This is a genomic window from Rhizobium sp. Root1212 (assembly GCF_001424985.1).
Lineage (GTDB): Bacteria > Pseudomonadota > Alphaproteobacteria > Rhizobiales > Rhizobiaceae > Pararhizobium.
On sequence record NZ_LMDA01000001.1, the window covers coordinates 69,633 to 93,779 of the forward strand.

The following is a 24,147-nucleotide window of genomic DNA, read 5'->3' on the forward strand; positions in this document are numbered from 1 at the left end:
ATTGAATCAAGCGGCTGCCGATCTGATTCGGGTTATCTCCGCAGGCATTTGAAAAGACAGGATTTCCCATGAAACCGAAAATTTTCATCGATGGCGAACACGGAACCACCGGCCTGCAGATCCGCAGCCGCATGGCCGGCCGCGCCGATGTCGACCTCCTGTCGATCCCCGAAATCGAGCGCCGCAATGCCGCGATGCGCGAAGACCTCTTGAACAGCGCCGATATCGCCATTCTCTGCCTGCCGGACGACGCGTCGAAACAGGCCGTCACCATGCTTGCGGGCAATAACAGTGTGCGCATCATCGATACCTCGACCGCCTACCGCGTCGCGCCGGACTGGGCCTACGGCTTTGCCGAAATGGACAAGGAACAGGCGAAGAAAATCCGCGATGCGCGCCTCGTCGCCAATCCCGGCTGCTATCCGACCGGCGCCATCGGCCTCATCCGGCCGCTGCGCCAGGCCGGCATCCTGCCGGCGGATTATCCCGTCAGTGTCAATGCTGTCTCCGGCTATACCGGCGGCGGCAAGCAGATGATCGCCCAGATGGAAGACCCTAAAAATCCGGACCCGATCACCGCCCCGCATTTCCTCTACGGCATGCCGCTCAAGCACAAGCACGTGCCGGAAATGTGCATCCACGGGCTGCTGGCCCGTTCGCCGCTTTTCTCGCCCTCCGTCGGCCGCTTCCCGCAGGGCATGATCGTGCAGGTGCCGCTGTTCCTCGATCGGCTGAACGAGGGTGCGACGCTTGAAAGCATCCATGCGGCGCTGACGGCGCACTACGCCGGCCAGGACATCGTAACGGTCGTGCCGCTTGCGGAAAGCGCCAAGCTCGCCCGCGTCGATGCCGTCGAGCTCGCCGGCAAGGACACGATGAAGCTTTTCGTCTTCGGCACGCCGGGTGGCGAACAGGTCAATCTCGTCGCCCTGCTCGACAACCTCGGCAAGGGCGCCTCGGGTGCCGCCGTCCAGAACATGGACCTGATGCTCTCGGCATGATGGTCACGCCGGGCCTGTCACCGGAGTTGCGGCAGGCGTGGTCGGTCGAGACGGCAGAACTGATCGCCGATACCCGCTCCAGCCTTGTCTACCGGGTGACGCGCCGCGGCTTTGCCAGCGCGATCGCCAAGGTGCTGAAGCCGGAAGGCATGGAAGAACTCCCCGGCATCGCCCTCCTCCGCTGGCGCGGCGGTTCCGGCGCGACACGGCTGATCGACCAGCGCGGACATGCCTGCCTTCTGGAAGACGCCGGCTCGATCACGCTTGAGGATCATCGCACTCTCGCCGGAGACCGGGCCTGCGCAACCGTCTTCTGCGAGGTGATCTCGCAACTGCATCTTTCCAGTGACCAGCCGTCGCCGCCCGACTTGATCCCGCTGGAGCGCCGCTTCAAGTCCCTGTTCGAACGAGCGGAACAGGAGAGCGACTCGCAGCTTGGTGATCTCCTCCGGTGGTCATCGACATTCGCAGCAAAGCTTCTCGCTACGCAAACTCGCATACGCCCGCTGCATGGCGATCTTCATCATGGAAACATCGTCTCCGGCGGTGCCCGTGGCTGGCTGGCGATCGATCCGCACGGCGTGATCGGTGATCCAGCCTATGAGGTCGCCAATGTCTTCGGCAATCCGCTCGGCGCCCGCGCGGATATTCTCGATCCTGACCGCATTGCCTTCTTCGCCCGCGTGTTTTCCGATCTGCTCGCATGCCCGCAGCGCAAGATCGCCGAGTATGCAACCGCCCACACAGCCCTTTCCATGTGCTGGTACATGGAGGACGAAACCTGCGAAAGCGGCCGCGTCTTCGCAGAGGAAGCCCGCGATCTGCTGGGCCTCCTCAAGATCATGCTCGAAGACGGACGCTTCGACGCCTGATCAGTTGAGTTCGACGATCTCGGTTTCACGCGGATATTCGCCGATGAAGCCGCGCCAGTGGGCGAGCGCAAAACCGAGCACGATCAACGCCCCACCCTGATGGGCAACACCCCAGCCAACCGGCACCTGCATCAGCAGTGTCACGATGCCGATCGTCGCCTGGATCGTTACCAGCACGAAAAGCAGCACGGAGCGCCGTGCATGGGTCGTTCCTGCCCCCCGCGCCAGCGAATAGAGCATGTGCACGAACACCAGCGCAAACAGCACATAGGCGCCGCAGCGATGCGCGAACTGCACCGTCTTCGGGTTTTCGAAGAAATTGAGCCAGGCTGGCTGCTGGATCAGCAGATCGCCCGGCACCAGCGAACCATCCATCAGAGGCCAGGTGTTATAGCTCAGGCCGGCATCGAGCCCGGCGACGAGCGCCCCGAGATAGATCTGGAACAGCGCCATGACGGCGATCACGCCCGCCATCGTCTTCGAACAGCTTGCCGGCGGCGCATCGTCGGAATGGGGCGAAAGTCCGCGGGCGATCCACAGACAGGACGAGAAAATCAGGCAGGCAATGATGAGATGCGTGGCGAGCCGGTACTGGCTGACCTCGGTACGATCCGCCAGCCCCGAAGACACCATCCACCAGCCAATGAAACCCTGAAAGCCGCCGAGCGCCAGAATCCCGATCAGAGGCAGCTTCAGCCTGCTCTCGATCTGCCCCCGCCACCAGAACCAGGCGAGCGGCACAGCAAAGACGATGCCGATCGATCGGGCCAGCAGCCGATGCGCCCATTCCCACCAGAAGATCGACTTGAAGCCTTCGACCGTCATGCCGCTGTTCAGCTCAGCATATTGCGGAATCTGCTTGTAGAGATCGAACTCCTCCTGCCATTCGGCATCGTTGAGCGGCGGGATCACGCCATGGATCGGCTTCCACTGGGTGATCGAAAGCCCCGATTCCGTCAGCCGGGTCGCGCCGCCGACAAGCACCAGCGCAAACAACGTGAAGACGACGATCCAGAGCCAGGTGCGGATTTGCGCGCGATTGCGGCTGACACTGTCGATCTGGCCGCGAAGCTGTCGTTCCGTTGCGATGGCGCTGGCATTGGTCATGGGGTCGTTCCGATTTCCAAAAGCAGGAGACGAATTGTCTCAAGGCTGAAGCATCAAAGCCGTTGATTTGCACCAGAGCACGATGCAAAACAAGACTTGACCCTTTGCGGCATGCCGTCGCGGCCTTAGGATCATCGGCATTCAGCCCAGGCCGGCCTGCAAATGGCGCTTCCCCGCGCTTCCGGTGCTCACGTACCAAAGTACGCTGCGCTCCGGGTCTCGGAGAATCACCATTTTCGGCACGGCCCAGGCTGAATGCCGATAATCCTACGTCCGCACAGCCACCGACTTGAAAGCCATCCATGCCTGTACGCCTCAGAAAACTCATCGGCACCATCCTGATCATCATCCTCGTGGTGGTCTATGCGCTGGCCGCCACCACCTTCGCCTCGCTGCTGCTTGGCGCTTCGCCCTGGTGGGTGCATATGCTCTATTTCTTCTTCACCGGCATGCTCTGGGTGCTGCCGGCGATGCTGATCATCAAGTGGATGGAAAAGCCGGCCAAGCCGCGGTGAGACTTATCTATTCGGTAACCGAATTCCGCAATTTTGCGGGGTCACAACGGCAGGTCGCGCCAATTTAAATGAAACGGCGCATTTTGCGCGCTAGAACACCGGCATGGAAACTCCAGAACCGTGAGTGTCATGGCCGATGCATGCGCCCATATCCTGCCCATGAACGAGACACCGCGCCGCGTCTTGCCGGCGCGTCGCGCGGCCCCGCCGGAACTCGTCAGCGAAGGCGCGGCGAAGGAGGATGCGCTGCGCCTCTCCGTTCACGTCAGCCTCGCGCGGCTGGAAGACGAATGGCGCGCGCTCGAAGCCGGCAATCACGTTTCCTTCCACCAGAGTTTCGACTGGTGCGCTACCTGGGCGAAAGCCCATTCGAACCAGTTGCTGCTCGTGCGTGGCCGCCTTGGCGACAAGACGGCCTTCATCCTACCGCTGGAACTGGTGCGAGGGCGCTTCTTCCAGACCGTCCGCTTCATCGGCGCCGATCATTCCAACATCAACACCGGCATCTTCGCTGCCGATTTCAACCCGACGGCAAACCGCGCGCTGGCGGATGCTCTGATCGCCGAACTTTCGGAAAAACTGTCGCGCCTCGCCGATATCGTCACCTTGGAAAATATCCCGTTCCAGTGGCGTGGCATGCAGCATCCGCTCGCCTCGCTGCCGGCCGTTCGCAACCAGAACGCCTCCTACCAGCTGCCGCTTTTCGAGAGCTTCGAACAGACCCTCGCCCAGATCAACGCCAAGCGCCGACGCAAGAAATTCCGCGTGTCGGAACGACGCCTGAACGCTATGGGCGGATACGAACACATCGTAGCCACATCCACTGAAGACCGTTGCGCCCTGCTTTCGACCTTCTTCCAGCAGAAGGCCGAGCGCTTCCGCGCCATGGGCCTGCCGAACGTCTTTCAGGATGCGGAGACCCAGACTTTCTTCAAGACGCTGGCTGCCTGTCCGCATCAACCGGAATCGCGCCCGCTGGAACTGCACGCCATCCGCCTGAAGGGTGAGAATGCCGGCCGCATCGCCGCCGTCGCCGGCCTGTCGCGCAAGGGCGATCACGTCATCTGCCAGTTCGGCTCGATCGACGAGACGCTGGCCGCAGACTGCAGCCCCGGCGAATTCCTGTTTCATCTGATCATCGAGAAATGCTGCGCCGAGGGTGCCGCCCTGTTTGATTTCGGCATCGGCGACCAGCCCTACAAGCGCTCCTGGTGCACGGTCGAAACGCCGCAATACGACATCGCGCTGCCGCTGACGGCCCGCGGCCGTCTTGCTGCATTCGTGCATCGGACGATGGTGCGCCTGAAGACCGAGATCAAGAAAAACCGCCGCGCCTACAGCTTCATCCAGAACATCCGTCGGCAACGCCAGACGACGTCCACGGCGGCCCCGGAAGACGCAGACTAAGCTGCGCGCCTGTCCGGCGACCCCGGCTCACCGCTGGTCATCAGCACGATATCGCTGTAGCTGGCCTCCCCCAGTTCCTCGATCAGCGATACGACCTCGCCATGACCCGCGCCCTGCACGGAAATAACGATGCTCGCGTCGACCGAACGAGCGACGCGGCGCACGGCCGCCGTCGCCGCCGCTCCGCATTCGACGATCACCATGTCATAGGCATTGGACAGCGCCTCGACGATCATCGGCAGCCGCTCGATGCCGCGCATCGCCACCGCCGGATCGGCATCGCCGGCCGGAACGATGTGAACCTCGGACAGCCGGTCCGCATGGATGGTATCGGCAAAGGCGACTTCGCCGGCAAGCAGGTTGGTGATGCCGGGAAGGCTCATCGACGGAACCATGAGCCTGCTCGGGCAGGAAGAGCCGGTCAGATCGACGAACACGACCCTTCGCCCCTCCTCCGCCATCAGCCGCGCCAGCACCACCGCATCGGTCGACCCCTGGTCGCCGGCCGGAGAAACGGAAACCACGACACGCGCATCGCTCTCGAGCAGATGTGCGACAACAGCGGCAATCGAAAAATCATCGAACGAATCGTCCTCTGTTTCCTCCGCCACCGGTACGGCCGCAACAGCAACCGGCGGAACGACGACCGGGGCGACGACCTTGCGAACGACCGGCTCGCTTGCCTCGACCGGTCGCGGCCGCACTTCAGGCTGCGCTCCACCCACAGGTCGCAAAGCACGGCCGCTGAAAAGCTCGCCGAGCATGATCACGACGCAGCTGACGAGGAAGCTCGCCAGCGCCGCGACGATGGTGATTGGCAGCACCTTCGGGAAATAAGCCTCGGTCGGCTCGACTGCCTGCGAGATAACGCGGGCATCGGCCGGCGTCGCATTGCTGCCAACGCGGGAGGTCGCCTCGCGGTAACGAGCCAGATAGGTTTCCAGCAGCTGCCGCTGCGCCGCCGCCTCGCGCTCCAGCGCCCGCAGACCCACCTCGTCTTCCCCGGCCTTGGCGGAGGCCGCCTTCAGCGTATTCAACTGCTGCATCAGCTGCCGTTCGCGCAGCCGCGCCACGCCCGCCTCGTTGTCGAGGCTCGCCAGAATTTTTTGCGTTTCGCTGCGGATCTGCGCGCGAATGCCCTGAAGCTGCGATTTCAGGCCCTTCAGCCGCGGATGCCCGTCGAGCAGCGTCGTCGAAAGATCGGCGATCTGCCCCTGGATGGTGGATTCGTTTTCCTTCAGCCGCTGGATCATCTGCGATCCCACGACGTCGTTCAGCGTATCGGCATCGCGGCCGCTCGCCAGCGTGGTGCGCACGCCCTCGGCCCGTGCCTCCGCACTTGCCCGGTCGCTGCGCACCCGCGCCAGCTCGGTGGAAAGATCGTTCAGCTGTTTGGTGGCGAAATTGCTATTGTCGCTGCTGAGCAGCAGGTCTGAATTCGACCGGTAATCGGCGACCTTGGCCTCGGCCTCACGCACCTTCTCGCGCAGATTGGCAATCTCCGGCTCCAGCCAGCGGCTGGCCTCGGAGTTGGAATCGAGCTTTGCCCCGCTCTGCAGCGACAGATAGACCTTGGCCATCTCGTTGGGGACGGCGGCCGCCAGCCGCGGGTCCTTGGAATTGAACGTGACCCCGACGACGCGCGACTTCTCGACCTGATAGACCTGCAGCTTCTCGTCGAAGGCCTTCAGCACCCGCTCTTCCGGCGGCAGATCGAGCGGGTTCTTCGCCAGCCCGAATGTGACGAGGATATTCGAGAGCAGCGACGGATCGGCGCTCGGATCGAACTCCTTGATCTCATGAAGCTTCATGTTGCGGGCAACCTGCTTCATCAAATCAGCGGAGCGCAGAAGCTGCACCTGGCTTGCGATCGCCGATTCGTCGAATTCCCGGTCGGCAGGCATCTGCACCTGGTTGGAGCCGCTGAATTCGGGCTCGCGCGATTCGATCAGCAGCCGGGTTTCGGCGCGATATTGCGGCGAAAGCAGGTTGGCCCCGGCAAAGGCAGCACCAGTGCACAGCGCCGTTGCCATGAGCACACGCATGCGCCGCTTCCAGATCGCGCGCACCAGCCCACCGAGATCGATGTCAACATCCTGATGAGCGCCGCCGACATTCGACATCGCTGTACTCCAAACAAGGGAACAATTGCGGGCACCGTAAACAAACATGGTAACGCAACTGTTAATGGCCCCTGCCCCGCCGCCGGCTCTTCTTTCAACCTCCCCCTGAAATATACCGCCGGCTTTTACCGCCTATTAACCCTAACGGATCGATAACGGCAGGAAGAAGCAGCATCGAGCAGCACGAGATCGAAATGATTGTCGCAGGAAGAAAACCGGCACTGGCAATGGTTGTGGCCACATTGTTGTGCGCCGCGCTTTCCAGCTGCAACACCTATCAGCCAGCCCCGAAAGCCATGGCCGAAGCCACCATCCAGCCCTATCGGCTCGACAGCGGCGACCGTCTGCGTGTCAACGTGTTCGAACAGGCAGGGCTCACCGGCACCTATACGGTCGATCAGGCCGGCTATGTCGCCTTCCCGTTGATCGGCGCGGTGCCCTCGCGTGGCCACACGCTCCCCGAAATGGAAAAGATGATCGCCGACAAGCTGCGCCAGGGATATCTGCGCGACCCGGACGTGACGATCGAGGTCGACCGCTATCGCTCCGTCTTCATCATGGGCGAAGTCGGCCAGGCCGGCCAGTATTCCTATGTGCCGGGCATGACGGCGCAGACGGCCATCGCAGTCGCCGGCGGCTATTCGCCGCGCGCCAACCAGCGCAATGTCGATATCACCCGCAAGATCAACGGCCGCGTCATCACCGGCCGGGTGTCGATCTCCGATCCGATCATGGCCGGCGACACGATCTACGTGCGCGAGCGGCTGTTCTGACGCCCTCATGTCCGACCCCGTCGAGCGTCCCCTGCGCATCATCCATTGTTTCCGGTCCCCCCTTGGCGGCATCTTCCGCCATGTGCGGGATCTGGCGGAAGCACATGCGAAGGCAGGGCACGAGGTCGGCATCCTCTGCGACAGCACGACGGGCGGCTCCTACGAGGACAAGCTGTTCGACGAGATCAGGCCGTTTCTGTCGCTCGGCCTCGTACGCCTGCCGATCCGCCGTTCGATCGGCCCTTCGGATATCGCCGCCCTCTGGGGCAGCTACAAACAAATCAGAAGCTTGCGGCCGGATGTGATCCACGGCCACGGCGCCAAAGGTGGCGCTGTGGCCCGCATCATCGGCTCAGCCTTGCGGGTGAACAGGTATTGCGTTGCCCGCCTCTATTCGCCGCATGGCGGCAGCCTGCATTACGACAAGGGAACGTTTCTCGGCAAAACCGTGTTCTTCCTCGAGCGCATGCAGGAATACCTGACCGACTCGATCGTCTTCGTCTGCGATTTCGAGCGCGACGTCTATGAAGAGAAGGTCGGCCGTCCCCGCACCCATGCGGAGCGCATCCACAACGGCATCAATGACCGCGATTTCCACAAGGTCCATGCCCGCCCCGATGCCGCCGATTTCCTCTATATCGGCATGCTGCGCGACCTGAAGGGACCGGATATCTTCATCGACGCCTTCGCCCGCACCGAGCGCATCGTCGGACGGCCGCTGTCGGCGATCATGGTCGGCGAAGGGCCGCAAAAGGCCGAATACGAGCAGATGATGCTGGAACGCGGGCTTGGCCGGCGCATCGAGATGGTGCCGGCGATGAAGGCGCTCGATGCGTTTTCCTTCAGCCGCACCGTCGTCGTGCCCTCGCGCGCCGAATCCATGCCCTATATCGTGCTGGAGGCGCTCGCCGCCGAAAAGCCCGTCATCGCCAGCCGCGTCGGCGGCATTCCGGAAGTGCTGGGCGAAAACGCCCATGTGCTCGCCCCGCCCGGCGATGCGCAGGCGCTCGCCACAATCATGACGTCAGCCGTTTCCGAGCCCGGCTGGGCCGCATCCGCGATGCCGGAACCTCGCGGTTTCAAGGCCAGTTTCTCGTCTTCCGCCATGGCCGGTTCGCTGATGCGGCTCTATCGCCAGCTACTCAGCGGCAAGCCACCTGTCGCAGAGCGAAACAAGCGTGCCGTAAGCGTTTTTTAGACTCTTCGTGATATTCCCGGACGTTATAAAAATGGCCGGACGAACATCATGAACCAGATCGACAGACCGGAAGCCTTCGATACGGAAGCGCTGCGCCGCAAAATCTCCGAAATCCGCACGCGCGCACCGGGCGAGGAGCAGACGGTCGAAAAGCCGGCCACGCTCAATCCGTTGGCGCGCCGCATCGCCGCCCAGTTCGGCGTGGAAACCTATTCTCCGGCCATGATCATCGGCCTGATGCGGCTGTTCGAATTCGCGGCGCTGTTTGCCATCGGCCATGCGGTCGCCACATTCCTCGTTGCCCCCACCCTGTCGCAATGGCTGGGCTATGGTTCCCTGCTCGTTGCCGGCAGCGGCCTTGCCGTCGCCTTCTTCCAGGCGGCGGACGGCTATCAGGTGCCGATGCTGCGTTCGGCCGTGCGGGCGCTTCCGCGCCTTCTGGTCGCCTGGGCCTTCGCCTTCGCGGTTCTGGCCTTCGCCTATCTCGTCTTCGACCATCAGGGCAGCCTGCATCAACCCTGGGCCGAGACATGGTTTGCGGCCGGCGCCGTCCTCCTGGTGCTGGAGCGTTTCTTCATCGCCTTTTCGATCCGCCGCTGGGCTCGCAACGGCACGATGGAACGCCGCGCCGTCATCGTCGGTGGCGGCCAGCCGGCCAAGGATCTGATCCGCTCGCTCGAGCAGCAGAGCGACAACGATATCCGCATCTGCGGCATCTTCGACGATCGCGACGAGCGCCGCTCGCCGCATATCATCGCCGGCTATCCCAAGCTCGGCACCATCGCCGAACTGGTGGAATTCGCCCGCATCACCCGCGTCGACATCCTGATCATCGCTTTGCCGCTAACGGCGGAAAAGCGCATCCTCGAACTCCTGAAGAAGCTTTGGGTACTGCCGGCCGATATCCGCGTCGCCGCCCACGCCAGCAACCTGCGTTTCCGCCCGCGCAGCTATTCGCACATCGGCAAGGTGGCGATGCTCGATGTCTTCGACAAGCCGATCGCCGACTGGGATTCGGTCGCAAAACGCTGCTTCGATATCTTCTTCAGCCTGGTGGCGCTCGCCTTGCTCTGGCCGGTCTTCATCGGCGCGGCGCTCGCCGTGAAGCTCACCTCCCCAGGCCCGATCATCTTCAAGCAGAAGCGCCACGGCTTCAACAACGAGATCATCGAGGTCTACAAGTTCCGCTCCATGTATACCAACATGGGCGACCCGACGGCGCGCAACGCCGTCACCAAGGGCGATCCGCGCGTCACCCCCGTCGGCCGCTTCCTGCGCAAATCCTCCATCGACGAGCTGCCGCAGTTCTTCAACGTGCTGAAGGGCCAGCTTTCCCTCGTCGGCCCGCGCCCCCATGCGGCCGCGGCCCAGACGGCGGACCGCATCTATTCCGACGTGGTCGAAGGCTATTTCGCCCGCCACCGCGTCAAGCCCGGCGTCACCGGCTGGGCGCAGATCAACGGCTGGCGCGGCGAGATCGACAGCGACGACAAGATCAAGTTCCGCACTGCCTTCGATCTCTATTACATCGAGAACTGGTCGCTCTGGTTCGATCTCAAGATCCTGTTCCTGACGCCGATCCGGCTTCTCAACACGGAAAACGCCTATTGAGCGCGCTCGCCGATAGCCCTTCGGGGTTTCGGCCGCAGTTGGCCGCGATCACCATGGCCGGCTCGGCCATGGTCACATTCGCCGTCTTCCTATCGGGCTTCGTCATCTCCGAACCCGCGCCGTATGAGGTCTTCCTCGTCGCGCTGATCGGCCTCTGGGCGCTGATCGGCCTGAAAATCTCGCGCTACATCGCCCCGCTTCTGACGCTGCTGATCCTGTTCATGACCGGCGGTATCCTGTCGCTGACGGTCATGGACGACCTCGACACCGGCCCGATGTACATGGCCGTCTCCGGCTTCCTCGCTCTGTCGGCGGTATTCTTCGCCGCGATCATCGAGGCCCGCCACGACCGGCTGAAGCTGATCTTCAACGCCTGGGTCGCCGCCGGTGTCATCACCGCCCTGCTCGGCATCCTCGGCTATTTCGGCGCCATTCCCGGCGGCGAAAAGTTCACGCTCTACGATCGCGCCAAGGGCGCCTTCCAGGACCCGAACGTCTTCGGCCCCTTCCTCGTCGCGCCGTCGCTCTACCTGATCCACGGCCTGCTGACCGACCGGCTCTCGCGTGCGCCGCTGAAGGTGCTCGGCATCCTGATCATGGCCTTCGGCCTGTTCCTCTCCTTCTCCCGTGCGGCCTGGGCGCTTTACCTCTTCTGCGCCTGCGCCCTCGTGCTGATCATGCTGCTGAAAGAGCGCACCGGCGCCTTCCGGTTGAAAATCCTGACGCTCACGCTCGGCGGCGCGGTCCTGATGATCGCCGCCCTCGTCATCGCCCTGCAAATCCCGCAGGTCGCCAATCTCTTTTCCAGCCGCACCCAGCTGGTGCAGGATTACGACGGCGGCCATCTCGGCCGTTTCGAGCGCCACCGCATCGGCTTCCTGATGTCGATGGAAAAACCGCTCGGCATCGGCCCGATGGTGTTCAGCAAGATCTTCCCGGAAGACGAGCACAATATCTGGCTGAAGTGCCTCACCTCCTACGGCTGGCTCGGCTTCGTCTGCTACATCACGCTGATCTGCTGGACCGTCTCCATCGGCTTCCGCTTCCTGCTGCTCGACCGACCATGGCAGCCCGCCCTGATGATCGCCTGGATCGTGCTCATCGGCCACGCCGCCATCGGCAACGTCATCGATACCGACCACTGGCGCCACTTCTACCTGCTGCTCGGTATCGTCTGGGGCTGCGGCGCGCTGGAAATGCGCTACCGCGCCGAACACGGCTGGACCGTCACCGGGCGAAAAGGACAAACCCTATGAACGCTCACGCTCCCGACACCACCCAAACGACGCCGCTGCGCCTCCTCGAAGTGCTGGAACCCAGCGGCGGCGGCTCCGGCCGCCACATGCTCGATCTCTGCCGCGGCATGATTGCCCGTGGCCACCACGTCGAGGCCGTCTATTCACCCCTGCGCGCCGAGGAAGGTTTCGTGCGCGAATTGACGAGCCTCGGCCTCGCCGCCGTGCATTCGGTCGACATGGCCCGTTCTCCCGGCCTTTCGGATATCCCCGCCCACCGAGCGCTCACCCGAATCATCGGCCGCGACCGCTTCGACATCATCCACGGCCACAGCTCAAAGGCGGGCGCGCTCACCCGTCTGCGCCTGCCCGGCCGCCATATCCCGCGCGTCTACACCCCGCATGCCTTCCGCACCATGGACCCCGGCCTCGGCAAGCTTGGCCACCTGATCTACGGCGGCATCGAAACCCTGCTCGCCCGCACCTTCACCGATCGGCTGATCTGTGTTTCAGAAGACGAACACCGTCACGCGCTCGCGCTCGGCATGCCCGCCGAAAAACTCTCCGTCGTCGTCAACGGCGCCGCCCCTCCTCCGGCTGGCATGGCCGGCATCGTGCGCGCCCGCTTCGGCATCCCGGACGATGCCTTCGTCTTCGGCTTCATCGGCCGCCTTTCGGCCCAGAAGGCCCCGCTTCGCCTTGTCGAGGCCTTCCGCCTGCTCGCCGCAAAGCGTCCCGACGCCCATCTGCTGATGATCGGCAGCGGCGAGCTGGAAGACGATGTAAAAGCGGCCATCGCCCAGAGCGACCTTTCCCACCGCATGCACCTCACCAAGGATTTCACCGGCCCCGAAGCCGTCACCGCCTTCGATCTGCTGGTCATGCCGAGCCTCTACGAGGCAATGTCCTATGTGATGCTGGAAGGGGCCGCCGCCGGCAAGCCGATCCTCTGCACCGCCTTCGGCGGCGCAACGACCGTGATCGAAGACGGCCGCAACGGCCGCATTATCGCCAATGACGGCGATATCGCAAAACTGGCCGATGCCATGCTGGATTGCGCAACGCCTGAGCGCCATGCGCTTCTCGCGGCCGAAGCCGAACGCCTGTCATCCCGTTTCTCGCTGGAAGCGATGCTCGACCTGACGGAAAGCTTCTACTTCCGCCTCGCCGGCCGCGCCCCGCGCGTCGCTCACGACGGAACGCTGGCCCCCATCGCGAAGTCCTTCGCGCCGCTGCCGCAGACGCCGGCCTGATCCATCAGCACCAGGGCTTGCCGGCATCCTTGAGACTATGGGCCAGCCCCTCGGCGATTAGCCGATCGCTGATCAAGGTGCCATCACTCAGGACGACGTGCATCTGCCCGCCAGACTTTCCATTGGCCGCCAGAAGCTTGAACTCGCCGGCATTCAGGATTTCCCGCAGCCGCCGCTTGGCCCGCGAGCCAAGCTCCCGCTCGGCATCGCATTTCGCCATCTTCATCCGCGGCATCGAAACATCGGCCAGCCCCACCTTCCGGCCATTGAACCAGAAGCTGCCGCCATCGATCACGCAATTCGTCTTCTGATCGGTGCAGAAATAAAACGGCCCCGCCGGCCCGGTCCGCAACGCCACGGTCTCGACCGCCGGAATATCCTGCGGCGGCGCCAGCCTCGGCAGCGCCTGCTCGTCCCTCTTCAGCACGGCCTTTTCCACAGGACGCAACCCCGGTTGCGGGATTGCCGCCGTATGCGCCTCGCTCTCCCGCTGCCTGACGGGCTTCGAAACCGGCTCGCTCGATGCAACAAGATGATTCTGCGCGCGAAACCAGCCGCGCACACTCGGCAGATTGTCATAGGCGCCAACGCCGCCGACGATCAGCAGCCCCGCGACATACCAGGGCCACATGATGCCCTGGGGCGAAGCCCTCCGCCGCTTCGTGCCCTTGCCTGTCTTGCGCGCCGTCTTAGCCATACGATTCTACCCCGGTTTTCCGGGGCCATTATCGGTGGCAGGTATTGCCGAAAGGTTTTCGCGGACAACGACTGTCCACACCCTGCAAGGTGGAAAACGGTAGCGACGATGAAGAGAAAGAGAGGCCAAAGCCTTGGGGAAAAATGGTCGGAGCGGCGGGATTCGAACCCACGACCCCTTGACCCCCAGTCAAGTGCGCTACCGGGCTGCGCTACGCTCCGAACCGAGGAAAGCCCTATAGTCTCGACCGGTTACTGGCAAGTCCTATTTTCGGAAATTCGGTATAAAGACCGGGAAACAAGCTCGCTTGCGGATCACCTGACCTGATCAAGCAGCCGCTTGCATTCCAGAAGATCGTAAAGGGCCTCCTGCAGCAGCGCCCGGTCTTCCTTGCCGACCGAGGTCTTGCCGATCGACACTTCAGGCGTATCCTCGCCACCACCGACGAAGGAGAAGAAGCGGCGGCTTGCCGGCGCCTTGGCGCGGCCGACGATCTGGTCTTCATCGGGATTGGCAAGCTTCGGCTGCGCCGGCTCCTCCACACTTGCGGCAGCAAGCGCCTCCACGGTCGCAAGATCGCCGCTGGCGATCGCCGCCACGAACTTGTTGCCGTTGGTCTTCAACAGCTTCTGCACGCCCTTGATCGTATAGCCGTGGTCGTAGAGCAGATGGCGGATGCCCTTCAGGAGATCGACGTCCTCGGGGCGATAGTACCGCCGTCCGCCGCCGCGCTTCATCGGCTTGATCTGCGGGAATCGCGTCTCCCAGAAACGAAGCACATGCTGCGGCAGGTCGAGGTCATCGGCGACCTCGCTGATCGTGCGAAATGCGTCTGGGCTCTTGTCCATGTGTTTTTCCGAACTCGTATAGTGAACACGACGGGCTTGCCTGCCGCACCGGCTTCCAGAAGGGAAAGCACAGCGAGACTCGCCGGCACTTTTGGGCGCCGGTCGTCATGATCGCACGAATCCTGTGCAATTCAACGGCTTATCAAGCCGCTTTCAACCACTTTTATGAAAATGCGCCCGGTTTCAGGAAGCCGGCGACTGCGGCTTCTGCTTGGCCTTGCGCGACAGATGGGCCTTCAACACCCGCTGTTTCAAGACGTTGGAGGCCTTGAAGGTCATCACCCGGCGCGGCGAAATCGGCACTTCCTCGCCGGTTTTCGGGTTGCGACCGATGCGCTCGTTCTTGTCGCGCACCTGGAAGGTGGCGAAGGAAGAAAGCTTGACGCTCTCGCCACGCACGATTGCGTTGCAGATCTCATCGATGACGGTCTCGACCAGTTCCGCCGATTCGGTCCGGGAGAGGCCGACCTTGCGAAAAACCGATTCAGCCAAATCCGCACGAGTTACCGTTTTGCCGCTCATCTTCCCCACCGATTTTTCTTGAATAGCGATCAGCGAGGAAAGACTATTGCCCTTGCTCATTCCGGTCAAGCGTTTGCGCTATATCGTGATTTTCTTTACCAGCGAAGCAGGACCGAACCCCAAGTGAAACCACCGCCCATGGCTTCGAGAAGAACGAGGTCGCCCTGCTTGATGCGGCCATCGGACGCTGCCGCATTCAGCGCCAGCGGAATCGAAGCCGCGGACGTGTTGCCGTGGATGTCCACGGTCACGACAACCTTCTCGGGTGGGATGCCAAGCTTCTTGGCCGAGCCGTCGATGATGCGGCGATTTGCCTGGTGCGGCACCAGCCAGTCGATATCGTCGGCCGTCGTCCCGGTCGCTTCGAAGGCGGCTTCGATGACGTCGGTGATCATGCCGACGGCATGCTTGAAGACCTCGCGGCCTTCCATCCTCAGATGCCCCACCGTGCCGGTAGACGAAGGACCACCATCGACATAGAGCTTTTCCTTGTGGGCGCCGTCGGAGCGCAGCTGGGTCGTCAATACGCCGCGATCCGCCGTGGTGCCCTCGCCTTCCTGAGCTTCCAGCACGATCGCGCCGGCGCCATCGCCGAACAGCACGCAGGTCGTGCGGTCGTTCCAGTCGAGAATGCGGGAAAAGGTCTCCGCGCCGATAACCAATACACGCTTGGCGATGCCGCCGCGAATATAGGCGTCCGCCGTCGTCACCGCAAAGATGAAGCCGGAACAGACCGCCTGCACGTCGAAGGCGGCGCCATGGTGCATGCCGAGGCGGTTTTGGATGTTGACCGCCGTTGCCGGAAAGGTGTTGTCCGGTGTCGAGGTCGCAAGGATGATCAGGTCGATATCGGCCGGGGTCAGCTTCGCCCGCTCAAGCGCCGCGCGTGCCGCCGCCTCACCGAGCGACGCCGTGGTTTCGCCTTCGCCGGCGAGATAGCGCTGGCGAATGCCGGTCCGCTGCACGATCCATTCGTCGGACGTGTCGACCTTCTTTTCCATCTCGCTGTTGGTCATGACACGCTTCGGGAGCGAAGCTCCGAAGCCGCGTACCACTGAACGGATCATCGTATCAAACCTCACCTGCCGTGCCATTGGCAGCGGCAGCGTTCGCCTGCGGCATGGCATGATATCTCTGCAAATCGTTTTCGATCTTGGCCTTCAGGCCGTTGCGGACCATATCATAGCCCACATCGATGGCCGCCGCGAACCCTTCGGCATCCGTGCCGCCATGGCTCTTGATGACAATGCCGTTCAGCCCGAGGAAAACCCCGCCATTGACCTTGCGCGGGTCCATCTTCTCGCGCAGGCGATCGAAGGCGCCCTTGGCGAAGATATAGCCGATCTTGGCCATCAGCGTGCGCGACATCGCCGCCTTCAGATATTCCGCGATCTGGCGGGCCGTGCCCTCGGCGGTCTTCAGGGCGATGTTTCCGGAAAAGCCTTCCGTCACCACCACGTCCACCGTGCCGCGGCCGATATCGTCGCCTTCGACGAAACCGTAATAATCGATGCTTTCGAGGTTGGCCTCGCGGATCAGGCGGCCGGCTTCCTTCACCTCTTCCTGACCCTTCACCTCTTCGACGCCGACATTCAGGAGGCCAAGCGTCGGCCGCTCGATCTCGAACAGGGCGCGTGCCATGGCGCCGCCCATCAGCGCGAAATCCATCAGCTGCTGCGCATCGGCGCCGATCGTCGCGCCGACGTCGAGCACGATGCTCTCCCCTTTGAGGGTCGGCCAGATGCCGGCGATCGCCGGCCGCTGGATGCCGGTCATGGTGCGCAGACAGAAGACGGACATCGCCATCAGCGCGCCGGTATTGCCGGCGGAAACGACGACATCGGCCTCGCCGCTGTTGATCGCGTCGATCGCCAGCCACATCGAGGACTTGCCGCGGCCTCGGCGCAGGGCCTGGCTCGGCTTCTCGTCCATGGCGATGGCGACTTCCGTTGCGTGGAAGGTGCTGGCGGCCTTGAGCTTCGGATATTTTTCCAGCAGTGGCCCGCACTGAGCCTCATCGCCGAAGAGAACGAATTTTATATCGGGATGGCGCTCCAGCGCCCGAGCCGCACCCGGAATGACGACCTGGGGACCGAAATCCCCGCCCATCACATCAAGAGAAATTCTGACCACGCGTGTCTTTTCCTTTTTTCCTGCCACAGCCTGTTTCGTTCCGGCGCGATGCGTGGCGATGGAAACACACAATTTTTCACGACGTTGGAGATGCTTCGCGTCGTGTCGCAGCGGTCGACCCAGCGGGCGGAATTTCGGTCAAAATACCGTTTTTCCCTCTGGTGACAACCGATTTTCTGCGGCGGCGCATCTGCTTTTCAGTCCTTTTTCCAATCTTTCAGAACAGCGAAGGGGTTAGGACGCTTGTCGTCCTTGTCGGTGCTTTCGATCCGCTCGCCAAAGCTCGCATCCGGTTTGCGCGGATAGGGATCGATGGCCAGCGCCACCTGTTCGCTTACCACCTCGCCCGCATCGATCGTGTCGCCGGTGAAGACATCGGGGATATCCGGCCCATCGGGGTCGAGCACCATTTCGCCGCTGTCATTGGCGGCGATGCGGGCAAGACGGGAGCCTTCGGGCACAAGGATCGTCTCGACGGGCTCGGCGATCAGCGATTCGACCGGTTCGAGCGTCACGACGCAGGCCTGGACGATCTTCGCCCGCACTTCGCCCTTGATCTTCACCCCGTCCTTCTTCCAGCGCGCGACCTGCAGCTCCGCCTCGAGCGACGCGACCTCGAGGACGTTCCACATCTTCGCCAGTCCGGCGCGCTCGGTCGCATTCGCCTCGAGATGAATGGCAACGGCATTGGCTGAAATGTGGCCTACCTTGACCGGGAAGGAGAATGGCGGCTTTTCTTCGTGTCTCATGCTGGATTCCTCCCACCGGGGGGCAGTGCCCCTGTCGCGGGCTGTTCAGGCCTGCGGATCAGGCAATTTCAAGGTGCCGGTTTCTACGATATCTTCCCCTTGCGCTGCAAGGTCGGCTTCGGCCAGCAGCAGATAGGAAGCAAGCCCCTGCATTGTAAGGGCGGCGTCCTCGCTCTTCGGATGGAAGTTGCGCTTCAGTGCCGCCGCAAGTTCGGCGGCGTCCTGCTTTTCCAGCGCCGCCGCATAGCTTTCCAGCCGGCCGTAGAACATCGCGGCGAGCTTCTTCATGCGCTTGGGCACCGACACATCGCCGACACCGAGTTCACGGATCGAATGGTCGACATCCTCGAAGAAGGCGTCGATGATCTCCTGGGCGATTTCCTGGCCGGCGCGGGCCGAGCTGCGCGTCCGGCGGAAATAGAGGATGAGGGAGGCCGACAGCATTTCGAAACGGCCCATCACCGTGTCCGGCACATCGAGATCGGTATAGAGAAACGGCTGGCGGGCGGCAGCGGTCAACGCCGCATATTGGCGCTCGACGATGGCCGCATTGCTGTTTTTTCTGCCGAACAGTCGGAAAATCATCATAAAGCCCAAGTTTGCCTGCTTCAAAATGCGCCAGCCCGCGTCTGCGGTTGTTGCATGATCATCGAAGCTGGTTTACCGAAGCAGGCACGAAAAGCAATGGCGCATCCGCCGGCGTTCTATTGAGGGATATGTCGTTGACGAAACGGTACTTCAGGTCGGATATGAAATTCGCAGGCAAAGTCGTTCTTTCACTCGCTCTTAGCGCCACCGTACTCACCGGCTGCAAGACCACCGAGGTTCTCGGAACCGGCCAGGTGCTGCATCAGGGATATGTCGTCGACGAAGAGACACTGGCATTGGCGCCGGTCGGCTCCAGCCGCGAGCAGGTGTTGCTCTCGCTCGGCACGCCGTCTACGACCGCCACCTTCGACAACGAAGTCTTTTATTACATCTCCCAGAAGCGCACCCGTCCCGTTGCCTTCATGAAGCCGAAGCTCGTCGAGCAGAGCGTGCTTGCAGTCTATTTCGACAAGGACGGCGTGGTTTCGCAGCTGGCGCACTACACGCTGAAGGACGGAAAGGTCTTCGACATGATCTCCCGCACGACGCCCACCGGCGGCAAGGAAATGACCTTCCTCGGCCAGCTGCTCAGCGGCAACGGCATCGGCAAGAGCATGGCCCGCTCGATCCTCTCGGACGGTTCCGACTACGGCAAATAATCCGCCGAAAGGCGCGCATGAAAAAACCCGCGGATCGCTCCGCGGGTTTTTGTTTGTCTGAGAGGTGTTCACTGAGCCCTGCCTCCTTTCTGCGTCATCCTCGGCCTTGTGCCGAGCATCTTCCAGCCTGCCCTCATATGCGGAGAGGCTGGAAGATGCTCGGGACAGGCCCGAGCATGACGGAAGTGGTCTAATGCGGCCCTATGCCAGAACCGCAAGCAGCAGCAGCGCCACGATGTTGGTGATCTTGATCGCCGGGTTTACGGCCGGGCCGGCCGTATCCTTGTAGGGATCGCCGACGGTATCGCCGGTCACCGAAGCCTTATGGGCCTCGGAGCCCTTCATATGCCGCTGGCCGTCCTTGTCGACGAAGCCGTCTTCAAAGCTCTTCTTGGCATTGTCCCAGGCACCGCCGCCCGAGGTCATCGAGATCGCCACGAACAGGCCGTTGACGATCACGCCGAGCAGCGAAGCGCCGAGCGCCGCGAAGGCAGAGGCCTTCGAGCCGGAGATCGCCAACACGCCGAAATAGACGACGATCGGCGCCAGCACCGGCAGGAGCGAGGGGATGATCATTTCGCGGATCGCAGCCTTGGTCAGCATGTCCACCGCACGCCCGTAGTCTGGACGATCGGTGCCGGCCATGATGCCCGGTTTCTCGCGGAATTGGCGGCGCACTTCCTCGACGACCGAGCTTGCAGCGCGGCCGACTGCGGTCATGGCGATGCCGCCGAAGAGGTAGGGAATGAGACCGCCGAAGATCAGGCCCGCGACCACATAGGGGTTGGAAAGATCGAACGAGATCGTGCCGATATCGGCAAAATACGGATACTTGTCGCCATTGGCGGCGAAGTAGCGCAGATCGTTCGAATAGGCGGCGAAGAGCACCAGCGCGCCGAGGCCAGCCGAACCGATGGCATAACCTTTGGTTACGGCCTTGGTGGTGTTGCCGACCGCATCGAGCGCGTCGGTCGATTTGCGCACGTCCGGCGGCAGGTGCGCCATTTCGGCGATGCCGCCGGCATTGTCGGTGACCGGACCGAAGGCGTCGAGCGCCACGATCATCCCGGCGATGCCGAGCATGGCGGTGACCGCGATGCCGGTGCCGAACAGACCGCCGAGCTGGTAGGTGGCGATGATGCCGCCGACGATGACGATGGCCGGCAGCGCCGTCGATTCCAGTGAAACGGCGAGACCCTGGATGACGTTGGTGCCGTGGCCGCTGACCGAGGCCTGGGCGATCGAGTTGACCGGACGCTTGTTAGTGCCGGTGTAGTATTCGGTGATGACGACGATCAGCGCCGTGACGATCAGGCCGAGAATGCCGCAGGCGAACAGGTTGACGCCGGTGATGTCCTTGCCGTCGACCGTGCCGATGGAGCCCCAGCCGACGGTGAGCGAGGTTGCCGCCCACAGCCCGACGATCGACAACAGGCCGGTGACGATCAGGCCCTTGTAGAGCGCGCCCATGATCGAGCCGTTGGCACCGAGCTTGACGAAGAAAGCGCCAACGATCGAGGTGATGATGCAGGTGCCGCAAATCGCCAGCGGATAGACCATGGCGGTGGCAAGGGTCGCCGTGCCGGCAAAGAAGATCGCCGCCAGAACCATGGTCGCGACGATCGAGACGGCATAGGTCTCGAACAGGTCGGCCGCCATGCCGGCGCAATCGCCGACGTTGTCGCCGACGTTGTCGGCGATGGTGGCGGGGTTGCGCGGATCGTCTTCGGGAATGCCGGCTTCTACCTTGCCGACGAGGTCGCCGCCGACGTCGGCGCCCTTGGTGAAGATGCCGCCGCCGAGACGGGCGAAGATCGAGATGAGCGAAGCGCCGAAGCCAAGCGAGACGAGCGCGTCGATCACTTCGCGCGATCCGGGCTCATGCCCCATGCCGGCCGTCAGCACCAGATAGTAGATGGAGACGCCGAGCAGCGCGAGGCCGGCCACCAGCATGCCGGTGATGGCGCCGGATTTGAAGGCGATATCGAGACCGGAAGACAGGCTGACGGATGCGGCCTGGGCGGTGCGCACATTGGCGCGGACCGAGACGTGCATGCCGATGAAGCCGGCAGCGCCCGAAAGTACGGCGCCGATCAGGAAGCCGATCGCGGCCGTCGCCGAAAGAAGAACCCAGGCGCCGATGAAAACGACGACGCCGACAATGGCGATGGTCTTGTATTGCCGTGTAAGATAGGCCTGCGCCCCCTCGCGGATGAAACCCGCGATCTCCTGCATGCGGGCATTGCCCTGGTCGGCGGCAAGCACCGACCGGATCGCCCAGATGGCATAGACCACCGAAAGCAACCCGCATGCGATTACGCCCAGAAGTATGCTCATTCGCTCTTTCCTCCGTTGCGAACCTGCGGGCTCACTCCGGTCCGCAGGCCTCTTCCTCCGGAGCATCCGTGGCCTTCGCGTGTCACCACCGGAAAGCGGGATACTACGGCAATCGCAGCCTCCCCTTGCCTCCTCAAGCGTCGAGGGAGATGCGCGGCCAGAGTGCGGGGACGAATCGGTATCGTCAAGCGGCGCGAACGGCAAAAACCTACGTTTTTCGGTATGTTGGCGGTTGCTTACATGCCCTGAACCGCCTCTTTGGAAGGAAAACTTACGTCGAACGGCGGTTTTCGCGGATAAACAGCGCCAAAAGCAGCGAGAGGCACAGGATCGTCAGCGGCCAGACCGCAGCATTCAGCATGTCCCAGCCATAGGCACTCAGCACCTTGCCCGAGCCGAAGGAGGCAAGCGCCACGGCGGTAAACAGGATGATGTCGTGAAAGCCCTGCACCTTGTCGGCCTCGTGGGGCCGGTAGCTCGCCGCAACGATCGCCGTCGAGCCGATGAAGCCGAAATTCCAGCCGAGCCCGAGCAGGATCAGCGCGCCCCAGAAATTCCACAGCGCAATGCCCGCATGGGCAACCAGCGCGCAGGCCATGAGGATCAGCAGCCCACAGGCCACCACCCGCTCCGCTCCGAAGCGGCTGATGAGCATGCCGGTAAAGAAGCTCGGCACGAACATCGCCAGCACATGCCACTGGATGCCGAGTGTTGCCATATCCTGCGGAAAACCGCAGCCGACGACCATGGCGATCGGTGCACCGGTCATCATGAAGGTCATCAGCGCATAGGTGGAGATGCCACAGACCATGCCGGTCAAGAAACGTTGCGTCAGCACGATCTCACCCAGCGGCCGCACCGGAAGGCTCGCTGCCGCATGCACCGCCGGCCGCTGGTCCGGCAGCCTGAGCAAAGCGAGAAAGATAATCGCCACGAGGCAGACCGGCACGACCGCCAGAAAAGCTCCGGCAAAGAACACCGGCGCCAGCATGTCCCGCGTCTGGATCACCAGCTGCGGCCCGAGCACGGCCGAAACCATGCCGCCCGCCAAGATCCACGAGATCGCCCGCGGCTTGTAGAAAGTGGGCGATGCATCGGCCGCCGCAAACCGCAGCTTTTGCGTAAAGCCGCCCGAAAGCCCGGTCACGAGGAGACTGAAAGCGAAGAGCCAGAAATCGGCGAGATAAAGCGCGTAAGCCGCCATGATACCGCCGGCAGCGCCCAAAAGCGCTCCGACGATGAACGCCGCCTGCCGGCCGAGCAGCCGAGACAGCACCGCCACGAAAATCGCGCCCATGGCGACACCGATATTGAAACCGGTCAGCGGCGCCGTCGCCAGCGACTTGTCGGCGCCGAGTAGCTGATAGCCCGCCACGCCGCCGACAGAAAAGACGATCGGCCCCATCGTGCCGAGAACGGCCTGGGCGGCCGTCAGAAGATAGACGTTGCGGCGCGCGGATATGAGGGCGATCTCGCCGCCCTTTATGTCTCCGCTCACCGCCACCATGTCAGGTCCTGACGTCGGTGCGAATCTGGCGTGCAATCCGGTCGAGCACGGCGTTGACGAGCTTCGGCTCGTCGTCCTCGAAGAAGGCGCGCGCGATCTCGACATATTCGGTGACGATGACCGCCACCGGCACGTCCTTGCGCTCCACCAGTTCGAAAGTGCCGGCGCGTAGAATGGCGCGCACGGTGCTGTCGAGCCGCGACAGCGCCCAGTCGTCCTGCAACGCCGCGCCGATCAACGGATCGAGCTTGCGCTGGTCGCGCACGACGCCGGAGACGATCGAGCGGAACCACGAGGCGTCGGCCTTCAGATAGGTATCGCCGTCGATCTCCTGGCCGAGACGATGCGCCTCGTATTCGGCGACGATCTCCAGAACGCCGGTGCCGCCGACATCCATCTGGTAAAGCGCCTGAACGGCCGCAAGGCGCGCAGCGCCGCGCTGGTTGGCCTGCTTGGGAACGCGCGGTTCGGAGGGAGTGTCAGTCACTGTAGCCGCCCAGCTTCTTCTTGAGTTCGATCATGGTGAGGGCCGCGCGGGCTGCAAAACCGCCCTTGTCGCCTTCGGTCTTGCGGGCGCGGGCCCAGGCCTGGTCGTCGTTCTCGACGGTCAGGATGCCGTTGCCGATCGCAAGGCTCTCGCTGACGGAGAGGTCCATCAGCGCGCGGGAGGATTCGTTGGCGACGATATCGAAGTGATAGGTTTCGCCGCGGATGACCATGCCGAGCGCGACGAAGCCGTCGTAATCGGTGCCGCCGTTGTCGGCGCCGTCGAGCGCCATGGCGATGGCGGCGGGGATTTCGAGCGCACCGGGAACGGTGACGAGATCATAGGTCGCGCCGGCTTCCTTCAGCGCAGACGTCGCGCCGTCGAGCAGCGCATCGGCCATGTCGTCATAGAAGCGCGCTTCCACAATCAGGATATGTGGGTTCGAGGTATCGGACATTGTCTCACCTGTCAGAAAAAAACGCGGCCGATCCTTATCGGCCAGGGTGGCCGGTCAAATCACGGCAG

23 protein-coding genes and 1 tRNA gene are annotated in these 24,147 nt (G+C 62.9%); 10 read left to right on the forward strand and 14 right to left on the reverse strand.

All coding sequences use genetic code 11. The features are described from left to right. The first annotated feature begins 68 nt into the window (after nucleotides 1-68). A complete protein-coding gene (argC, locus tag ASC86_RS00365; RefSeq protein WP_056314761.1) occupies nucleotides 69-1,001 on the forward strand; it encodes an N-acetyl-gamma-glutamyl-phosphate reductase in 933 nt (310 codons plus the stop codon). Next, complete coding sequence (locus tag ASC86_RS00370; RefSeq protein WP_056314763.1) at nucleotides 998-1,873, forward strand: aminoglycoside phosphotransferase family protein; 876 nt, start codon at nucleotides 998-1,000, stop codon at nucleotides 1,871-1,873. The genes argC and ASC86_RS00370 overlap by 4 nt, the downstream gene beginning before the upstream one ends. Here the strand turns inward: ASC86_RS00370 and ASC86_RS00375 are convergent, their stop codons facing one another. Then, nucleotides 1,874-2,980 (reverse strand): COX15/CtaA family protein, encoded by a 1,107-nt coding sequence (locus ASC86_RS00375; RefSeq protein ID WP_056314765.1) that lies wholly within the window; start codon nucleotides 2,978-2,980, stop codon nucleotides 1,874-1,876. A gap of 302 nt (nucleotides 2,981-3,282) precedes the next feature. Between ASC86_RS00375 and ASC86_RS00380 the strand changes: the two genes are divergently transcribed. After that, complete coding sequence (locus ASC86_RS00380; RefSeq protein ID WP_056314768.1) at nucleotides 3,283-3,495, forward strand: DUF2842 domain-containing protein; 213 nt, start codon at nucleotides 3,283-3,285, stop codon at nucleotides 3,493-3,495. Between the two features lie 129 nt (nucleotides 3,496-3,624). Further along, nucleotides 3,625-4,902 (forward strand): GNAT family N-acetyltransferase, encoded by a 1,278-nt coding sequence (locus ASC86_RS00385; RefSeq protein WP_156386849.1) that lies wholly within the window; start codon nucleotides 3,625-3,627, stop codon nucleotides 4,900-4,902. On the opposite strand, the gene ASC86_RS00390 is transcribed toward ASC86_RS00385, so the two are convergent. Next, the gene (locus ASC86_RS00390) at nucleotides 4,899-7,025 is read right to left on the reverse strand and encodes an exopolysaccharide transport family protein (protein ID WP_056314770.1); all 2,127 of its coding nucleotides are present in this window, start codon (nucleotides 7,023-7,025) and stop codon (nucleotides 4,899-4,901) included. The genes ASC86_RS00385 and ASC86_RS00390 overlap by 4 nt on opposite strands. A gap of 227 nt (nucleotides 7,026-7,252) precedes the next feature. Between ASC86_RS00390 and ASC86_RS00395 the strand changes: the two genes are divergently transcribed. The 5 genes from ASC86_RS00395 to ASC86_RS00415 are packed head-to-tail and all read left to right on the forward strand — an operon-like array spanning nucleotide 7,253 to nucleotide 13,095. Continuing rightward, complete coding sequence (locus tag ASC86_RS00395; protein WP_244477496.1) at nucleotides 7,253-7,798, forward strand: polysaccharide biosynthesis/export family protein; 546 nt, start codon at nucleotides 7,253-7,255, stop codon at nucleotides 7,796-7,798. Nucleotides 7,799-7,805: 7 nt separating this feature from the next. After that, nucleotides 7,806-8,996: a glycosyltransferase family 4 protein gene (locus ASC86_RS00400; RefSeq protein WP_056314775.1), complete on the forward strand. Its 1,191-nt coding sequence runs from the start codon at nucleotides 7,806-7,808 to the stop codon at nucleotides 8,994-8,996. Between the two features lie 48 nt (nucleotides 8,997-9,044). After that, nucleotides 9,045-10,607 (forward strand): undecaprenyl-phosphate glucose phosphotransferase, encoded by a 1,563-nt coding sequence (locus tag ASC86_RS00405; protein WP_056314777.1) that lies wholly within the window; start codon nucleotides 9,045-9,047, stop codon nucleotides 10,605-10,607. 53 nt (nucleotides 10,608-10,660) lie between these two features. Then, nucleotides 10,661-11,863 (forward strand): O-antigen ligase family protein, encoded by a 1,203-nt coding sequence (locus tag ASC86_RS00410; protein WP_056318033.1) that lies wholly within the window; start codon nucleotides 10,661-10,663, stop codon nucleotides 11,861-11,863. Next, entirely contained in the window at nucleotides 11,860-13,095 is a 1,236-nt protein-coding gene (locus ASC86_RS00415) for a glycosyltransferase (protein WP_156386850.1), read from the forward strand. The genes ASC86_RS00410 and ASC86_RS00415 overlap by 4 nt, the downstream gene beginning before the upstream one ends. A gap of 4 nt (nucleotides 13,096-13,099) precedes the next feature. On the opposite strand, the gene ASC86_RS25465 is transcribed toward ASC86_RS00415, so the two are convergent. The 8 genes from ASC86_RS25465 to ASC86_RS00450 all read right to left on the reverse strand — a co-directional run bounded on the left by ASC86_RS25465 (nucleotide 13,100) and on the right by ASC86_RS00450 (nucleotide 18,629). After that, nucleotides 13,100-13,792: a hypothetical protein gene (locus ASC86_RS25465; protein ID WP_156386851.1), complete on the reverse strand. Its 693-nt coding sequence runs from the start codon at nucleotides 13,790-13,792 to the stop codon at nucleotides 13,100-13,102. Nucleotides 13,793-13,936: 144 nt separating this feature from the next. Then, a tRNA-Pro gene (locus ASC86_RS00420) sits at nucleotides 13,937-14,013 on the reverse strand. 93 nt (nucleotides 14,014-14,106) lie between these two features. Beyond that, entirely contained in the window at nucleotides 14,107-14,640 is a 534-nt protein-coding gene (locus ASC86_RS00425) for a MerR family transcriptional regulator (RefSeq protein ID WP_056314779.1), read from the reverse strand. 183 nt (nucleotides 14,641-14,823) lie between these two features. Beyond that, nucleotides 14,824-15,162, reverse strand: coding sequence for an integration host factor subunit alpha (locus tag ASC86_RS00430; protein ID WP_056318038.1), 339 nt, complete (start codon nucleotides 15,160-15,162; stop codon nucleotides 14,824-14,826). Nucleotides 15,163-15,257: 95 nt separating this feature from the next. Next, the gene (locus ASC86_RS00435) at nucleotides 15,258-16,229 is read right to left on the reverse strand and encodes a beta-ketoacyl-ACP synthase III (protein WP_056314781.1); all 972 of its coding nucleotides are present in this window, start codon (nucleotides 16,227-16,229) and stop codon (nucleotides 15,258-15,260) included. A 4-nt stretch (nucleotides 16,230-16,233) separates the two neighbouring features. After that, nucleotides 16,234-17,295, reverse strand: coding sequence for a phosphate acyltransferase PlsX (plsX, locus tag ASC86_RS00440; RefSeq protein WP_056314784.1), 1,062 nt, complete (start codon nucleotides 17,293-17,295; stop codon nucleotides 16,234-16,236). Nucleotides 17,296-17,492: 197 nt separating this feature from the next. Beyond that, the gene (locus ASC86_RS00445) at nucleotides 17,493-18,044 is read right to left on the reverse strand and encodes a DUF177 domain-containing protein (protein WP_056314786.1); all 552 of its coding nucleotides are present in this window, start codon (nucleotides 18,042-18,044) and stop codon (nucleotides 17,493-17,495) included. A gap of 45 nt (nucleotides 18,045-18,089) precedes the next feature. Further along, nucleotides 18,090-18,629 (reverse strand): ubiquinol-cytochrome C chaperone family protein, encoded by a 540-nt coding sequence (locus ASC86_RS00450; protein WP_056318041.1) that lies wholly within the window; start codon nucleotides 18,627-18,629, stop codon nucleotides 18,090-18,092. A gap of 131 nt (nucleotides 18,630-18,760) precedes the next feature. On the opposite strand from ASC86_RS00450, the gene ASC86_RS00455 reads away from it, so the two are divergent. After that, a complete protein-coding gene (locus tag ASC86_RS00455; RefSeq protein WP_056314789.1) occupies nucleotides 18,761-19,291 on the forward strand; it encodes an outer membrane protein assembly factor BamE in 531 nt (176 codons plus the stop codon). 201 nt (nucleotides 19,292-19,492) lie between these two features. Here ASC86_RS00455 and ASC86_RS00460 read toward each other — a convergent pair whose 3' ends face one another. The 4 genes from ASC86_RS00460 to ribH form a co-directional block, all read right to left on the reverse strand. Continuing rightward, nucleotides 19,493-21,628 (reverse strand): sodium-translocating pyrophosphatase, encoded by a 2,136-nt coding sequence (locus ASC86_RS00460; protein WP_056314791.1) that lies wholly within the window; start codon nucleotides 21,626-21,628, stop codon nucleotides 19,493-19,495. Between the two features lie 271 nt (nucleotides 21,629-21,899). Next, a complete protein-coding gene (locus tag ASC86_RS00465; protein ID WP_056314792.1) occupies nucleotides 21,900-23,135 on the reverse strand; it encodes an MFS transporter in 1,236 nt (411 codons plus the stop codon). Nucleotide 23,136: 1 nt separating this feature from the next. Then, nucleotides 23,137-23,622 (reverse strand): transcription antitermination factor NusB, encoded by a 486-nt coding sequence (gene nusB, locus ASC86_RS00470; protein ID WP_056314794.1) that lies wholly within the window; start codon nucleotides 23,620-23,622, stop codon nucleotides 23,137-23,139. Then, nucleotides 23,615-24,079, reverse strand: coding sequence for a 6,7-dimethyl-8-ribityllumazine synthase (gene ribH, locus ASC86_RS00475; protein WP_056314798.1), 465 nt, complete (start codon nucleotides 24,077-24,079; stop codon nucleotides 23,615-23,617). The genes nusB and ribH overlap by 8 nt, the downstream gene beginning before the upstream one ends. Nucleotides 24,080-24,147 lie beyond the last annotated feature (68 nt).

Coding starts and splice junctions, on each gene's coding strand:
- ASC86_RS00425 (WP_056314779.1), bottom strand. CDS start 14,640: ATGGACAAGAGCCCAGACGCATTTCGCACGATCAGCGAGGTCGCCGAT.
- ASC86_RS00465 (WP_056314792.1), bottom strand. CDS start 23,135: ATGGTGGCGGTGAGCGGAGACATAAAGGGCGGCGAGATCGCCCTCATA.
- ASC86_RS00430 (WP_056318038.1), bottom strand. CDS start 15,162: ATGAGCGGCAAAACGGTAACTCGTGCGGATTTGGCTGAATCGGTTTTT.
- ASC86_RS00385 (WP_156386849.1), top strand. CDS start 3,625: ATGGCCGATGCATGCGCCCATATCCTGCCCATGAACGAGACACCGCGC.
- ASC86_RS00370 (WP_056314763.1), top strand. CDS start 998: ATGATGGTCACGCCGGGCCTGTCACCGGAGTTGCGGCAGGCGTGGTCG.
- ASC86_RS00415 (WP_156386850.1), top strand. CDS start 11,860: ATGAACGCTCACGCTCCCGACACCACCCAAACGACGCCGCTGCGCCTC.
- ASC86_RS00435 (WP_056314781.1), bottom strand. CDS start 16,229: ATGATCCGTTCAGTGGTACGCGGCTTCGGAGCTTCGCTCCCGAAGCGT.
- ASC86_RS00400 (WP_056314775.1), top strand. CDS start 7,806: ATGTCCGACCCCGTCGAGCGTCCCCTGCGCATCATCCATTGTTTCCGG.
- ASC86_RS00395 (WP_244477496.1), top strand. CDS start 7,253: ATGGTTGTGGCCACATTGTTGTGCGCCGCGCTTTCCAGCTGCAACACC.
- ASC86_RS00410 (WP_056318033.1), top strand. CDS start 10,661: ATGGCCGGCTCGGCCATGGTCACATTCGCCGTCTTCCTATCGGGCTTC.
- ASC86_RS00450 (WP_056318041.1), bottom strand. CDS start 18,629: ATGATTTTCCGACTGTTCGGCAGAAAAAACAGCAATGCGGCCATCGTC.
- ASC86_RS00380 (WP_056314768.1), top strand. CDS start 3,283: ATGCCTGTACGCCTCAGAAAACTCATCGGCACCATCCTGATCATCATC.
- ASC86_RS00390 (WP_056314770.1), bottom strand. CDS start 7,025: ATGTCGAATGTCGGCGGCGCTCATCAGGATGTTGACATCGATCTCGGT.
- ASC86_RS25465 (WP_156386851.1), bottom strand. CDS start 13,792: ATGGCTAAGACGGCGCGCAAGACAGGCAAGGGCACGAAGCGGCGGAGG.
- argC (WP_056314761.1), top strand. CDS start 69: ATGAAACCGAAAATTTTCATCGATGGCGAACACGGAACCACCGGCCTG.
- ribH (WP_056314798.1), bottom strand. CDS start 24,079: ATGTCCGATACCTCGAACCCACATATCCTGATTGTGGAAGCGCGCTTC.
- ASC86_RS00375 (WP_056314765.1), bottom strand. CDS start 2,980: ATGACCAATGCCAGCGCCATCGCAACGGAACGACAGCTTCGCGGCCAG.
- ASC86_RS00405 (WP_056314777.1), top strand. CDS start 9,045: ATGAACCAGATCGACAGACCGGAAGCCTTCGATACGGAAGCGCTGCGC.
- ASC86_RS00460 (WP_056314791.1), bottom strand. CDS start 21,628: ATGAGCATACTTCTGGGCGTAATCGCATGCGGGTTGCTTTCGGTGGTC.
- ASC86_RS00445 (WP_056314786.1), bottom strand. CDS start 18,044: ATGAGACACGAAGAAAAGCCGCCATTCTCCTTCCCGGTCAAGGTAGGC.
- ASC86_RS00455 (WP_056314789.1), top strand. CDS start 18,761: ATGTCGTTGACGAAACGGTACTTCAGGTCGGATATGAAATTCGCAGGC.